Origin of the sequence: Hyphomonas sp. UBA4505 (assembly GCF_002388685.1) — a bacterium.
GTDB lineage: Bacteria > Pseudomonadota > Alphaproteobacteria > Caulobacterales > Hyphomonadaceae > Hyphomonas.
This window is the reverse complement of sequence record NZ_DGMZ01000003.1, coordinates 134,002-147,560: the sequence shown is the minus strand read 5'-3', so window position 1 is coordinate 147,560 and position 13,559 is coordinate 134,002. Positions and strand designations below refer to the sequence as shown.

Below are 13,559 nucleotides of genomic sequence, written 5' to 3'. Positions count from 1 at the left end.
TTTCGCGGTTGCGTATCACTACTGGCCGCTAGCGCGCCGTCATGGCGCCATCGACCACGTGCTCCTGCCCGCTGATATAGCTGGAAGCATCTGAGGACAGGAACAGGACCAATTCTGCGACTTCCTCTGGCCGTCCGGCCCGACCCATTGGGCTTGACTGGGTCGCAATTGCCTCAACGTCCATCTGATTGGCACCCGATTGCGCCGTAAGCGCGGCGACGCGTTCTTCATCCATGGCCTCGGTCATGCGGGTGATCGATTTCTGCCAGATCGGCGTATCGATGATGCCCGGATGCACCGAATTGACCCGGATGCCCGTACCCATCTGGGCGCACTCGACCGCCGCTGCCTTTGAAAAGAGTCGAACGGCCCCTTTCGATGTGCAATAGGCGCTCGCCCCAGCTGCGCCACGCAGACCGGCCACCGATGAAATGTTGACTATCGAACCACCTTTGGAACCCATGTACCGCATCGCTGCGCGCGTTCCGAGAAATACGCTGTCGACATTCACACTCATCTGCTTGCGCCAATCATCCAGCGTAAAATCCGTGATCGCGCCTGCGATGGCGATGCCGGCATTGTTGACCAATACAGATGGTGTCCCGAATGCGTTCTCGGTTTGGCTGAAGATTGCTTCCCACATGCTCTCATCCGTCACGTCCTGATGCGCGGTGATGATGCGCCCTCCGGCATCTGTGACGAGTCGCTCGGTGACCCTCAGACCTTCGTCATCAATGTCGGTCGCCATTATGGCGGCACCTTCCCGAGCAAGCACGAGTGCGCATGCCCGACCGATACCGCTGCCAGCACCCGTTATAATTGCGATTTCGCCGTCGACCTGGCCCATGTTTTCCTCCCGCTTTTTGCATTGTATGTAGCAGTGGAATGGCTTGACCTGCCAATGGTTTTGAGGTTTACCCCGCGTCTCTAAACGGGATGGTGCAGGGCCGCCGTTGAAATCGTGGGTGCGAATGAGCGCCGCCCACCGACCTGCGTCGACAATGAGGTACTACCATGTCACGTCGCCACAGCGCGAAGTACAAGATCGACCGTCGCGTCGGTGAAAATATCTGGGGCCGTCCGAAGTCCCCCGTCAACAAGCGTAACTACAAGCCCGGTCAGCACGGCCAGAACCGCCGCAACAAGGTCTCTGACTTTGGTCTGCAGCTGATGGCGAAGCAGAAGCTGAAAGGCTACTACGGCGACATCACGGAGAAGCAGTTCCTTCGCATCTATGAAGAAGCGAACCGCATGAAGGGCAACACGTCCGAGAACCTTATCGGCCTGCTGGAATCGCGTCTCGATTCCATCGTCTACCGTGCGAAATTCGTGCCGACGATCTTCGCAGCCCGCCAGTTCGTCAACCACGGGCACGTCATGATCAATGGCCGCCGCTGTAACATCGGCTCCGCGCGCGTGAAGCCGGGCGACGTTGTTCAGATCCGCGAGAAGTCCCGCAACATGGCGCTCGTTCTGGAAGCTCTCGGCAGCGCTGAGCGCGATATCCCGGAATATGTGGACGTCGATCCGAAAGCCATGAGCGCGACTTATGTCCGCGTGCCTGAACTGTCTGACGTGCCGTATCCGGTCCAGATGGAACCAGCCCAGGTGGTCGAATTCTACTCCTCGTAAGTGGACTGAATTCCTTGAACAATCTAAAAGGCCGCGCCAGACTGGTGCGGCCTTTCTTTTTGGAGAATCTGATCGCATGAACATTCCCGATATCGCGCAAGTCCGCCAGCACCTCATTGCCAAGCCGGGCGAACCCTTCTCGCTGGCAGCGCGGCCGACCCGGGACCCTGATCTCTTTGCTGACAAGGAAGACGCCAAAACCAGCCTGAAAAAGGACGCGGCCGTCATCAACGAATTGAAGGACATGCTCTACGCCCACAAGAAGCAGTCCGTGCTTGTCGTGCTGCAGGGCATGGATACGGCAGGCAAGTCGGGCACCATTCGCAATGTCTTCGCCGACACCACGCCGCTTGGCATGGAGGTGAAAGCGTTCAAGGCGCCAAGCAAGAACGAACTGGCCCGCGACTATCTCTGGCGCGTTCACAATGCCGTGCCCAAAAAGGGCAATGTCGGCATCTTTGATCGTTCGCACTATGAAGACGTGCTGGTCGTGAAAGTGCGTGGCTTCGCTAGCCCGGAAGACGTGGAACGGCGGTATGAGCAGATCAATGCGTTCGAAAAACACATGACGGAGAACGGCGTCGTCATCGTCAAATGCATGCTGAATGTCGGGTATGAGGAACAAGGCGTCCGGCTCGCAGAACGCCTTGTCGAGCCTCACAAACTTTGGAAATTCAATCCGGCGGATCTGGATGATCGCAAGGATTGGGCAAAATTCATGTCGGCCTATGAGACCGCCGTTGAGCGATGCTCGACACCGCATGCGCCTTGGTATGTTGTGCCCGCAGACAGCCGGACTCGTCGAAATGCCATGATAGCCCGTCTCGTACGTGGCGCGCTGGAAGATTTGAACCTTGAATGGCCAAATCCTGGATTTAACCCGGAAGACTTCGACATCGGGTAGGACCGGAGGGACATGTTTCCCTCCGATACTCAACTCGATCAGCCGCCATGGAACGCGGTAGATCCGCCGCTCATGGACTTGTTGGCCGAGCGCGACTCGGGATTGCCGTAGATATCGACGCTGCCACCGCTGGACGTCTTGCTCGATGCGGCGTCGCTGGCATATGCCTTGACTGATCCGCCGCTGCTGGCCTTGGCCTGCACAGTTTCACAGGTGAGCCCTTTTGCGTTGGCACTGCCGCCGGACGAAGCTTTTACCTCAAGGCGTGTGCATACGCCGTGGACGGAAACCGCTGCGCCGCTGGAAACGTCTATCTCCATAGGGCCGGACTCCAATCCTTCCGCGAGCAGGGACGAGCCAGAGCTGGCTTCGATCTCGTTGAGCTCCGGGCCGGTCACCGTGAACTTGACGCGCACCTTGTTACCCCACCCCTTTGTGGATTTGCGGGACAGATACAGGCGATCTCCATCGAGGCGCACTTTGACATCTTCAGGGCCACCCCGTTCAAAGTCCGCGGTGATCGAATGCTGAGGTGCACGCACGAATTTGACGGAGACACCGGCGGAGATATCGAGTTCATCAAATCCGGAAAGATTGTACACTTGGGTTGTGTCGGCGGACGCGCTGTAGAGTGACGCGGATAGAGCAAACGCAGCAATGCTGGATGCGATGATAACTGATTTTCTCATGGTCTGATTCCTATAATGCTCGGTGTCAGGATTTTATGGAAATATCGCCGCCGCTCGACTCGGTGATATCGACCTGGGTCGGTGCGCCGTGAACGTTGATGTCGGCGCCACTGGACGCTTTGGCTTCCAGCGCCTCAGTCACGCTGACGGACACGTCCGCGCTACTGGATGCTTCGATCTCGGCGGACTTGCACAACAGATCCTTGGCTTCAACGTCGGCGGATGACGATGCATCCACCGTAATCTCGTCGCATGTTCCGGTGAGCACAATATCGGTGCTGGATGAGGCATCGACATCGATATCTGCTGTGCTTTCCAGAACCAGTTTAACGTCAGAGCTGGAGGAAGCGTCGATTCTGGCCCGACTATTGGTGACCGCATGAGCGATCACATCCGCGCTTGATGTTGCCTCGATCGATATTGCCCCGACAATGAAGTCGGATGCGTCGATACTGGAGGAAGACGATGCGTCCATGTCGGCTGAAGCGGCGCGACCGGAAACGATCAGTTTAGCGCTCGAAGAAGCGTCCAGTTCGATTTTCCCCGCATCGATCCCGGAGGCTTCAAGAATTGAGGATTGCGCCACGTCCAGTTCGGAAATGCTCGGCGACGTTACACGTACCGTGTAGGACGGCATGCGCTTTCCGTTCACCTTCACCCGCAAGTCGCCTTCGACGAGATCCACGTGAAGATTGGCCCGTAAGGATTTCAGGAAGCCGAGGCTTTCACGGCCGATTTGCAGCTCTCCATCATCAGTTTCGATGCTGATATCTGAAAAGTCGCCTTCGGCCTGTTCAACAATGACCGTGGTCTCAGCGCCGGTTTCGTACAGGACCTTGATACCACCATTCACATCAATGTTGGAGAAGGAGCCGACTGGGAAGTCCTTAGTCTCGGCCAGAGCCGGCAAGGCTGCGATGGACAGGGCGGACAGGGATATGAGCGCGCGTTTCATGGGGGTGCCTCCAATTTGATGAGGCAAGTATGATGTATCGAATAACGATAAGTCAACATATTGTTTTTCAATAATACGAAAAAACCCGTGCGTGTGCTCTGTTATCCGGTGTCGGCATTGCAGAAGACAAGTTGACGACGATTAAGGGGTTAGCCGTCCTTGCTGGCAAGCTGTCCGAGCAGGTCGTAATCATCTGCTCCAGTGATTGCCGCCGAGACGATGTCGCCCGCTTGCAGGTGACTTGCATTTTCCAGATAGACCACGGCATCGACTTCCGGCGCATCAGCCTTGGTGCGGCCTATCATTTCGCCGGTCGAGTCAGATGGGCCGTCAATTATGACGTCCTGAACGGTTCCGACCTGCGCAGCGGCGCGATCAGCAGACACTTTCGCCTGCACTTCCATGAAGCGGTGCCAGCGCGCTTCCTTGACCTCATCTGGCACATGACCGGGCAGGTCACGGCTGTCAGCATGGGCGACGTTTTCGTATTGGAAGCACCCTGCGCGATCGATCTTCGCTTCGCGGATGAAGTCCAGCAAGATCTCGAAATCCTCTTCGGTCTCGCCCGGAAACCCAACGATAAAGGTTGAGCGGATGGCGAGGTCAGGCACATCCCGGCGCCACTGAAGGATGCGTTCAAGTACGCGGTCCTGTTTGGCGGGCCGTTTCATGGCCTTCAGCACCGGCGCGGAGGCGTGCTGGAATGGAATGTCGAGATAGGGTGTGATCAGGCCTTCGGCCATCAGCGGAATAACCTGGTCCACATGCGGATAGGGATAGACATAATGCATCCGCGTCCACACGCCGAGGCTGCCCAGCCCCTTGGCCAGATCGAGGAAGCGCGTCTGGTATTCCGTGCCACGCCAAGTTTCCGGCTTGTAGCGCACGTCCAGTCCATAGGCGGACGTGTCCTGACTGATCACGAGCAATTCCTTCACACCGGCCCGGACCAGTTGTTCGGCTTCGGTCAGCACATGATGGATCGGGCGGGAGGCAAGATCGCCGCGAAGTTTCGGAATAATGCAGAAGCTGCACCGATTGTTGCAGCCCTCTGAGATCTTCAAATATGCGTAATGGCGCGGTGTCAGGCGCAGGCCACTTTCAGGCACCAGGTCGGTGTGAGGATTGTGCGGCGGGGTGAGGTGCGTGTGGACCGCGTCCATCACGGCCTCATACTGGTGAGGCCCGGTGATCGCGAGCACTTTGGGATGCGCTTTCTCGATCACGTCCGGTTCGGCGCCAAGACAGCCTGTAACGATAACCTTGCCATTCGCTTCAATCGCTTCACCGATAGCCTCAAGGCTCTCATCACGCGCGGAATCCAGAAATCCGCACGTATTCACCAGAACCAAGTCTGCGCCGGAATAGTCCGGGGCGATCTGGTAGCCTTCTGCGCGCAGGCGCGTGATGATCCGCTCGGAATCGACCAGGGCTTTCGGGCAGCCGAGGGAAACGATGCCGACCTTGGGGGCCTTGGCAGGCCGGATCGGAGCAGGGGCAAGGGATGTCGTGGTCATGATCGCCCTGCTATAACGAATGCTGCGAACTGGAAAGGTCGGGCGCACATCGGGCCGTTTTTTTCAGTTACCAAACCCTTTCGCTCACTAGAGCAAATTTCCAGCAAATGTTTGACACCCGGAAATGCAGGTCGCGTAATCTGGGAACCGGTAGTTAAGGGAGGGGAGACCCATGACGCACCTGATGATTCTTACCGCAGCCTGGGGGGCGGCCATGCTGGGCATCTATCTGGTCATCTATACGTTGATTAAGTGGCGTCGAGCCGCGCGGGCCTGCCATCCGATGCCGTTCAGGCGTCGTAAGAGCTATTTGAGCGGGCTGGCCTTCAGCGTCATGTTTGTCGCGTCACCAGCGTTGGTGCATGCCGACGGACACATGATCCAGGCCAGCATCACAGGATTCTTTCAGGCCTGAGCCTCAGGCGTCTTCCAGCTCGACACCCTTGTCCTTCATGAAGTCGCGCAGTTCGCCGCTTTCAAACATCTCTTTGACGATGTCACAGCCGCCAACGAATTCGCCCTTTACATAGAGCTGTGGAATGGTCGGCCATTCCGAGTAGGCCTTGATGCCTTCCCGCACGGCCTGATCTTCCAGAACGTTCGTCGAGACATAGTCCACGCCAAGATAGTCCAGAACCTGCACCACAACTGATGAGAACCCGCACTGCGGGAACGTCGGTGTACCTTTCATGAAAAGTACGACGTCATTGGCTTTGACGGCTTTGTCGATGGCGTCAAGGGTGGCTTGGTCGGTCATGGGGAAGTCTCCGGTGTTTCAGTAGATGTGAGTGGGGAGCTTGCTCAGGTCAAGGGACTGAATCCGGTTCGCGGTGCCAATAGGCGCGTTCCAGAGTGCAGGGTTCCCATGGTGCCTCTTGTGAAAAGGATCCGCCATTAAACCGGGTGTGTTCGCCCATGAATCCTCCTCCGAACGTCCAAATGTCCCGGCGTGCCTGACCGGCGTCCGGCGTGAGAAATTCAAGCCCCAAATTCGTTGTTCTGCCCGGGCAGTAGTCCTCGAACTTACGGCGCCAAATAGCTTCTCTGATGTCATCAAGTTCAGTGTCTGACAGGCTGGTCCTCAATTCCAATCGCGCCCGCCCGCTGGCGCAAGTGACGGTGTAGAGACAGGCATATTCTACACCTTCATGACGTTCATGAAGATGCGAGTCTATCATCCGATCCAGCTTGTCTACGCTTAGGTTTCGCCAGAGCAGGTATCTGTTCAACGGATTGCTGGCAGCAAGGCCACCGATGACAAAAAAGACAGCGGCCACCCACAGGACTATTCGTCTGGGTGACCGCGTCAATTGGGAACGGTGTTTACCAGCCACAGCTCTCGGTGGCGTTCTGGTCTTTCATATAGAGCATCAGCGGATCGAAATACTCGATGATCGCGCTGCCATCCATTTCGCGAGTGCCGGTGAATTCTTCCAGCGTGTCCGGCCAAGGCTGTGACGCGCCAGCTTCCAGCATGGCATTGAAGCGTTTGCCCACTTCCTTGTTGTCATAGATCGAGCAGCGATGCAGCGGTCCTTCCCAGCCAGCCTGCTCACAAGCGGCCTTGTGGAACTGGAACTGCAGGATGTAGCTCAGGAAGTAGCGCAAATAGGGCGTGTTGCCCGGAATGTGGTACTTCGCGCCGGGATCGAAGGCGTCTGCCGGGCGCGGGGCCGGTGGTACGAGGCCCTGATTTTTCAGGCGGAGATCCCACCATGACGTGTTGTAGGCCTCTGGCGCAGTTTCACCAGACAGGACATCCCAGCGCCAGCCATCAACGGTCAGCGCAAACGGCAGGAAGGCGATCTTGTCGAGCGCGGTCTGCATCAGAAGTGCCGTGTCGGCATCAGCGCCCGGCTTTTCCTCAGCGGTGATCAGATTGATCTGTTCGAGGTATTCCGGTGTGATCGACAAGCCGACAAAGTCGCCGATGGCCTCATGGAAGCCATCATGTGCGCCGGTTTTGTACAAGTAGTCCTGATCCTTGTAGGCGCGCTGGTAGAAATTGTGACCCAGTTCGTGATGGACCGTATAGAAGTCTTCCGAGTTCACTTCGGTACACATCTTGATGCGTACATCTTCCTCATCGTCCAGATCCCAGGCTGAGGCGTGGCAAACGACTTCGCGGCCCTCTGGGCGCACGATCATGGAACGCTCCCAGAAAGTTTCCGGCAGCGGCTCGAGGCCGAGGGAGGTGAAGAAGGTTTCGCCTGTCTCGACCATTTTGATGGCGTCATAGCCCTTTTCGTTGAGGCGTTCGGTCAGGTCGTAGCTTGGTCCCGGCACGTCAGGCTTCACGACGTCATAGATGGATGACCATTGCTGGGCCCACATATTACCCAACAGGTCAGCGCGGATCGGGCCGGTGCGCGGCTGCACATCGTCGCCGTATTCTTCATTCAGTTTGGCGCGGGTGAAGCAGTGCAGCTCTTCATAAAGCGGCTCCACCTGCGTCCACAGACGTTGCACTTCAGCTTCCATCTCTTCCGGTGCCATGTCGTAGCCGGACAGCCACATCTGATCGAGGCTTTCGAAGCCAAGCTCATTTGCGCCTTCATTGGCGATCTCGACCATGCGGGCATAATCGTCCTTCATCGGCACGGAGATCGTGCGCCAGCCTTCCCAGACAGCTTTGAGCTCTTCCGGGTCGCGGCTGGTTTCAATGATCGTCGACAATTGGTCGAGGTTCAGTGCCTCGCCCTTATAGGTGAATTTCCCGGTGCCGTAGGTCGCGTCGAGATTGGTGGTGATCTGCGAAAGCTCCTCGGCTGCGCCCGGCGTCGACGGGGCAGGGATCGTGATCCCGGTACGCAACATGGTCATCTTGCGCGCCAAATCAGCTGGCAGGACGCTGACATCGAACTGCTTGGACTCATTCGCGAGTGAAACGGCGAGGATGGTCGATGCCGCACCAGCTTCGGCTGCGAGCGCGTTGGTTTCGGGCGTGATGTTCGTGGCTTGGTTCCAGTAGGCTTGCGCGGCAATACGGCTCTGCGCGGCGAGTTCAGCTTCGGCGCGCTCCAGGAAGGCGCGGGCCTCAGCGATTTCCACGGAATGATCGACTTCAGCGACCACTTCAGGCGCGGTGTCGAGAGTTGTTTCATCTACAGCTTCAGGCGCGGCGCAGGCCGCAATCATGAAGCTCAGCGCGATGGCGCTGGTGGTTAAGGTCAGGCGTTTCATGGGGTCGTTTCCTCATCCTTGGTTGCGGATGAAACAATAACGAACCGACCGTATCGTCAATGCGTCAGATTCAGGAATCCGGTGCCCGCGTTTTCAGGGCCAGCGCATGAAGTTCGCCCCCCATGGTGCCTTTCAGGGCAGAATAGACCAATTGGTGCTGCTTCACGCGGGGAATGCCAGCGAACTGGCTGCTGACGATCTCGGCCTGCCAGTGATTGTCGTCGCCCGCCAGGTCGGTCAGCGTGATCTCGGCTTCCGGGAAAGCGTCGGTGAGATATCCGAGCAGCGTCTCGCGTGACATGGCCATGGGCAGTTCCTTCCAGTTGCGTGGCAGAACTGGCGTTTAGCACCTGCGACGTCAAGCATCCGGCTGAACCGATTGTGACATCAGGAGGGCAACTCTAAAGTGGTAATAACAGAAATCATGATTGGATTCGCCCCCATGACCAGAATGCGCGCCTTCATTCTCGCCGAAGTTCTTTTCATTGTGATGATTGTCGCGGGCGTCTTCTTCTACATGAACCGCGATGACGACGTGGCGGACCGTCTCACGGAGTATCGCGCGATGTATGTAGACGGCCCAGCCATGCTGAACCTGACGGAAACGCTTTCCTCGGACGCACTGGAAGGCCGTGCTGCGGGATCATCGGGCAATGCCGCAGCACGGGGATTCATCCTGAAGCGGTTCGAGACGATGGAGCTGCGCAGGTTCCACGGGACATACGAGTACGCCTTTCCAGTCCTGCCGGGGCCAATGGACGGGTTATCGGAACCGGCAGACGGTGTGAATATTGTTGGCTGGATCGCCGGGGAGACGCCGGGGCGGGGCCCCATGCTCGTGGTTACGGCCCATTACGACCATCTCGGCATCGTTGACGGAGAAATATATAATGGCGCTGACGACAATGCCTCTGGTGTGGCCGCGCTTGTCGGTGTCGCAGAATATTTCGAGCGAAATCCTCCCAAGCACGACATCGTCTTTGCCGCGCTGGACGCCGAAGAAATCGGCTATCAGGGCGCAAAGGCTCTGGTCGAATCTGGGCTGATTGATCTTGGGCGGGTCGCATTGAACATGAATTTCGACATGGTTGGGCGATCCGACGCGGGAGAACTCTATGTCGCTGGCACCACGCCTTACCCGCAGCTGAAGCCCATGATTGATGATTTGGCCACCCAAGTGCCGGTAACCCTGCTCACAGGACATGACTCGCCTGAACTCGGACAGGATGACTGGACCAACCAGTCCGATCATGCCGTCTTTCACGAGATCGGCATTCCATTTCTGTATTTTGGGGTCGAAGACCATCTCGGATATCACGCCCCTTCGGATGATTATGGCGATCTGACACATGATTTCTTTGTGCGGGCGGGCGACACGCTTGTTATGGCGGTGAAGGCGGCGGATGCTTGGCTCATCTCGTCCAAGCGGCAGGAAAACTAATCCTTTCAAGGAGGAAGGGCGTGAGAACGTCGGCACCGCGGGTTGGTTCCAAACCCACTGTGTGTCACCGATTTGCAATGCTGCACGAAAGTCTCTGAGCACCGTATTTCAATAAATAAAACAACGGTAAGGGTGGTTAATCCGCATTAAGAACATGTGACTTTCCGGCAACTGCTGAGGGTTGCGGATTTGTCATGGGAACAGACACAGTTCAGACACGGTTTTCTTGTGGTCTCGCCGATCTGGCGGGAGCTGAACACGTCTTTAAAGGAGACCACATGTTTAAGTATTTTCTGATCGCATCTGCAGCCACGGGTCTGGCTGTGTCCGCTCAGGCGCAGTCCTATGAGAGTGACACGGGCTTCTATCTTGATGGCGGGTACCAGTACCTGGAAATCGAACCCGATGGTGCAGAGCAGGGTGTTGACACGAACGGCATCGCCGCGCGTCTCGGCTACAAGTTCAACAATGTCTTTAGCCTTGAAGGTGAACTGGCCTCGGGCATCGATGATGGCGAATTCGACTACAATGTTGACGAAGACGAATTCAATCTCGACGACAACAATGATGGCGACTTCAACGACTTGATCGGCGCTTCCGGCGACATCGGCCTGAACTATCTGGTTGGCCTGTATGGCCGCGCAGATGTGCCGCTTACGGAGCGCCTGAGCGCCTTCGGTCGCGCCGGTTATGCATATATCGATCTTGATGCGTCGCTGGCCACGCCGGGCGGTACGCCGATTACGGTTGAGGATTCCGAGGAAGGCCCGGCCATCGGTGCAGGTCTTACATATGACCTGACCGAAAACTGGGAGCTTCGCGGCGACTACACCTACTATTCGTTCGAAGATACCGACACGAATGGTGTGATGCTGGGCGTTGGCTACAAGTTTTAGCCTGACATAAAGTCACCAGAGTGAGCACCCCTTTTGCAGAATGCAGAAGGGGTGTTTCTCGTTCAGTCGACGGAATTCATATAGGCCGGCAGCCACCCCTCATGGGCTTTTCTTAGCTCTCCGACGGAAACCACGCCGTATGTTCCTAGGACCAACAGGTCATCGTCTGGGGACTCGGTGAGCTGGCCAAGTACGTCTACGTGAACGTCAGCGACTGCCGCTCTTCCAATTAGATCTGATAAACAGTCCTCGGAGACGGAAACGAGGGTTCGCGCCTGATCTTCGCCAAACAACCAAGTGCAATTCGTAAGGTCTTTGTGAATAGTTGGATCAATGATGATTCCAATTCCGGTGGCCAGCGCCATATCGATGGCGGCACATATCAAACCACCCTCGCTCACGTCGTGAGCGGAGGTGACTTTCGCTTGTCGTATCATCTCGCGAACGAATGCTGCATTCTTTGTTTCAATCGCGAGGTTCACTTGCGGCGGAGTACCTAGATCGTCACCCTTGAGTCCGAGCCATTCCCGAGCGTAGAGCGAAGCGCCAAGATGACCCTTTGTTTCGCCGACTACAACCAGGGTGTCCCCGGGCTGCGCGCCGTTGAGCGTCGCCACCTTTGACAAATCCTCAATCAGGCCCACGCCGCCCACAACGGGTGTCGGCGGAATGGCAATGCCATCGGTCTCATTGTAGAGGGACACGTTGCCCGACACGACCGGGAAATCGAGTTCGCGGCAGGCTTCGGCCATGCCTTCGATGGCCTTCACGATATAGCCCATCGTGGCCGGCTTTTCCGGGTTGCCGAAATTGAGATTGTCCGTGATTGCAATCGGCGTCGCGCCGACGGCGGAGAGGTTTCGGTAAGCCTCGGCCACGGCGGCCTTGCCGCCTTCATAGGGATCGGCGGCTACATAGTGCGGGTTGCAGTCGGATGTGATGGCCAGCGCCTTGTTCGTGCCGTGGATGCGGACAATGGCTGCGTCGCCTTGCGACTGCGAGCTGTCCACCGTGTCGCCCATCACGTGGCGATCATACTGTTCCCAGATCCAGCGCTTTGACGCCATGTCAGGCGACGACATCAGCTTGAGCAGCACTTCGCCGTAATCTTCAGGCTCGGGATATTTTGAAATGTCCAAAGGCGCGCGCTTCGGCGGCTCTGTCCAGGGGCGGTCATAATTCGGCGCATCTTCAGCCAGTGGAGCGACGGGGATGTCGCAAACCGTCTCGCCAAACTGCGTCAGCACAAGGTGGCCGGTATCGGTCGTGTGACCGATGACTTCAGCCGACAGGTCATATTTGTCGAACACCGCTTTCGCGACATCGATCTTGTCGGGATAGAGCACCATGAGCATGCGCTCCTGGCTCTCGGACAGCATGATCTCGTAGGCTGTCATGCCTTCTTCGCGCTGGGGCACCTTGTCGAGGTCCATGACCACGCCGATGCCTTCGCCATTCTCGCCGCCGCTGGCGGCCATCTCGACCGAGGAGGAGGTCAGGCCAGCAGCGCCCATGTCCTGGATTGCCTGAATGGCGTCTGTCGCCATCAGTTCGAGGCAGGCCTCGATCAGCAGCTTCTCGGTGAACGGGTCGCCAACCTGCACGGTAGGGCGCTTCTCCTCGTCGCCCTCGGAGAATTCGGCAGACGCCATGGTCGCGCCATGGATGCCGTCGCGCCCGGTCTTCGATCCGACATAGAAGATCGGATTTCCGGGCGTCGCGCCGCGGGCATAGAAAATCTTGTCCTGATCGGCGAGGCCGACGGCCATCGCATTGACGAGGATGTTGCCATTATAGCCTTCGTCGAACTGGGTTTCCCCGGCCACGGTCGGCACGCCCACACAGTTTCCGTATCCGCCGATGCCCGCGACCACGCCCGCCACGAGGCTGCGGGTCTTGGGATGGTCCGGGGAGCCGAAGCGCAATGCATTGACCAGCGCGATCGGGCGCGCGCCCATGGTGAAGACATCGCGCAGGATGCCGCCCACGCCCGTCGCCGCGCCCTGATAAGGCTCGATATAGGACGGGTGGTTGTGGCTCTCCATCTTGAAGATGGCAGCTTGGCCGTCACCAATGTCGATGACGCCGGCATTCTCGCCGGGGCCCTGGATGACGCGGTCATTCTTGGTCGGGAATTTGGACAGATGACGGCGCGAGGATTTGTACGAGCAATGCTCTGACCACATTACCGAATAGATGCCGAGTTCGACGAGGTTCGGCTTGCGCCCGAGCCGCGTGACGAGGCGCTCCCATTCGTCGGCCTTGATGCCATGTTCCAGGCCGGCAGTGTCATCCTGCTCGGCGGTGAGGTGGGCGAGGATCGCAGTTTTGTCAGTCATGAC

At 57.6% G+C, this 13,559-nt stretch carries 13 protein-coding genes; 5 read left to right on the top strand and 8 right to left on the bottom strand.

The window, feature by feature from the left end; translation table 11 throughout:
• Nucleotides 1-28: 28 nt before the first annotated feature.
• Nucleotides 29-847 (bottom strand): SDR family NAD(P)-dependent oxidoreductase, encoded by an 819-nt coding sequence (locus B3527_RS02330; RefSeq protein WP_290479556.1) that lies wholly within the window; start codon nt 845-847, stop codon nt 29-31.
• Nucleotides 848-1,014: 167 nt separating this feature from the next.
• On the opposite strand from B3527_RS02330, the gene rpsD reads away from it, so the two are divergent.
• Nucleotides 1,015-1,632, top strand: coding sequence for a 30S ribosomal protein S4 (gene rpsD, locus B3527_RS02325; RefSeq protein ID WP_034815539.1), 618 nt, complete (start codon nt 1,015-1,017; stop codon nt 1,630-1,632).
• A 76-nt stretch (nt 1,633-1,708) separates the two neighbouring features.
• Complete coding sequence (locus B3527_RS02320; protein ID WP_290479555.1) at nt 1,709-2,536, top strand: PPK2 family polyphosphate kinase; 828 nt, start codon at nt 1,709-1,711, stop codon at nt 2,534-2,536.
• A gap of 38 nt (nt 2,537-2,574) precedes the next feature.
• Here the strand turns inward: B3527_RS02320 and B3527_RS02315 are convergent, their stop codons facing one another.
• The 3 genes from B3527_RS02315 to rimO form a co-directional block, all read right to left on the bottom strand.
• Nucleotides 2,575-3,225: a GIN domain-containing protein gene (locus tag B3527_RS02315; RefSeq protein WP_290479554.1), complete on the bottom strand. Its 651-nt coding sequence runs from the start codon at nt 3,223-3,225 to the stop codon at nt 2,575-2,577.
• A 25-nt stretch (nt 3,226-3,250) separates the two neighbouring features.
• Complete coding sequence (locus B3527_RS02310; RefSeq protein WP_290479553.1) at nt 3,251-4,180, bottom strand: GIN domain-containing protein; 930 nt, start codon at nt 4,178-4,180, stop codon at nt 3,251-3,253.
• 149 nt (nt 4,181-4,329) lie between these two features.
• Nucleotides 4,330-5,697, bottom strand: coding sequence for a 30S ribosomal protein S12 methylthiotransferase RimO (rimO, locus tag B3527_RS02305; RefSeq protein ID WP_290479552.1), 1,368 nt, complete (start codon nt 5,695-5,697; stop codon nt 4,330-4,332).
• Between the two features lie 172 nt (nt 5,698-5,869).
• Here rimO and B3527_RS02300 point away from each other — a divergent pair, with 172 nt between their 5' ends.
• Nucleotides 5,870-6,112 carry a hypothetical protein gene (locus B3527_RS02300; protein WP_034815530.1) on the top strand — a complete coding sequence of 81 codons (243 nt, stop codon included), beginning with the start codon at nt 5,870-5,872 and terminating at the stop codon, nt 6,110-6,112.
• A 3-nt stretch (nt 6,113-6,115) separates the two neighbouring features.
• Here the strand turns inward: B3527_RS02300 and grxD are convergent, their stop codons facing one another.
• From grxD to B3527_RS02285, 3 genes are all read right to left on the bottom strand, one after another.
• On the bottom strand, nt 6,116-6,454 hold the full coding sequence (gene grxD / locus B3527_RS02295) for a Grx4 family monothiol glutaredoxin (protein ID WP_034815529.1): 339 nt from the start codon (nt 6,452-6,454) through the stop codon (nt 6,116-6,118).
• 566 nt (nt 6,455-7,020) lie between these two features.
• A complete protein-coding gene (locus B3527_RS02290; protein ID WP_290479551.1) occupies nt 7,021-8,880 on the bottom strand; it encodes a M2 family metallopeptidase in 1,860 nt (619 codons plus the stop codon).
• A 70-nt stretch (nt 8,881-8,950) separates the two neighbouring features.
• Nucleotides 8,951-9,187, bottom strand: coding sequence for a BolA/IbaG family iron-sulfur metabolism protein (locus B3527_RS02285; RefSeq protein WP_034815527.1), 237 nt, complete (start codon nt 9,185-9,187; stop codon nt 8,951-8,953).
• 135 nt (nt 9,188-9,322) lie between these two features.
• Here B3527_RS02285 and B3527_RS02280 point away from each other — a divergent pair, with 135 nt between their 5' ends.
• Nucleotides 9,323-10,321 (top strand): M20/M25/M40 family metallo-hydrolase, encoded by a 999-nt coding sequence (locus B3527_RS02280; RefSeq protein WP_290479550.1) that lies wholly within the window; start codon nt 9,323-9,325, stop codon nt 10,319-10,321.
• 278 nt (nt 10,322-10,599) lie between these two features.
• Nucleotides 10,600-11,217 carry a porin family protein gene (locus B3527_RS02275; protein ID WP_034815756.1) on the top strand — a complete coding sequence of 206 codons (618 nt, stop codon included), beginning with the start codon at nt 10,600-10,602 and terminating at the stop codon, nt 11,215-11,217.
• A 62-nt stretch (nt 11,218-11,279) separates the two neighbouring features.
• Here the strand turns inward: B3527_RS02275 and purL are convergent, their stop codons facing one another.
• Nucleotides 11,280-13,556, bottom strand: a complete 2,277-nt coding sequence (purL, locus tag B3527_RS02270) for a phosphoribosylformylglycinamidine synthase subunit PurL (RefSeq protein WP_290479549.1) — start codon at nt 13,554-13,556, stop codon at nt 11,280-11,282.
• Nucleotides 13,557-13,559: the final 3 nt, after the last annotated feature.

Bases quoted from the DNA above. Each gene is read 5' to 3' on its own strand.
- B3527_RS02330 (WP_290479556.1), bottom strand. From the start codon at position 847: ATGGGCCAGGTCGACGGCGAAATCGCAATTATAACGGGTGCTGGCAGC.
- rpsD (WP_034815539.1), top strand. From the start codon at position 1,015: ATGTCACGTCGCCACAGCGCGAAGTACAAGATCGACCGTCGCGTCGGT.
- B3527_RS02320 (WP_290479555.1), top strand. From the start codon at position 1,709: ATGAACATTCCCGATATCGCGCAAGTCCGCCAGCACCTCATTGCCAAG.
- B3527_RS02315 (WP_290479554.1), bottom strand. From the start codon at position 3,225: ATGAGAAAATCAGTTATCATCGCATCCAGCATTGCTGCGTTTGCTCTA.
- B3527_RS02310 (WP_290479553.1), bottom strand. From the start codon at position 4,180: ATGAAACGCGCGCTCATATCCCTGTCCGCCCTGTCCATCGCAGCCTTG.
- rimO (WP_290479552.1), bottom strand. From the start codon at position 5,697: ATGACCACGACATCCCTTGCCCCTGCTCCGATCCGGCCTGCCAAGGCC.
- B3527_RS02300 (WP_034815530.1), top strand. From the start codon at position 5,870: ATGACGCACCTGATGATTCTTACCGCAGCCTGGGGGGCGGCCATGCTG.
- grxD (WP_034815529.1), bottom strand. From the start codon at position 6,454: ATGACCGACCAAGCCACCCTTGACGCCATCGACAAAGCCGTCAAAGCC.
- B3527_RS02290 (WP_290479551.1), bottom strand. From the start codon at position 8,880: ATGAAACGCCTGACCTTAACCACCAGCGCCATCGCGCTGAGCTTCATG.
- B3527_RS02285 (WP_034815527.1), bottom strand. From the start codon at position 9,187: ATGGCCATGTCACGCGAGACGCTGCTCGGATATCTCACCGACGCTTTC.
- B3527_RS02280 (WP_290479550.1), top strand. From the start codon at position 9,323: ATGACCAGAATGCGCGCCTTCATTCTCGCCGAAGTTCTTTTCATTGTG.
- B3527_RS02275 (WP_034815756.1), top strand. From the start codon at position 10,600: ATGTTTAAGTATTTTCTGATCGCATCTGCAGCCACGGGTCTGGCTGTG.
- purL (WP_290479549.1), bottom strand. From the start codon at position 13,556: ATGACTGACAAAACTGCGATCCTCGCCCACCTCACCGCCGAGCAGGAT.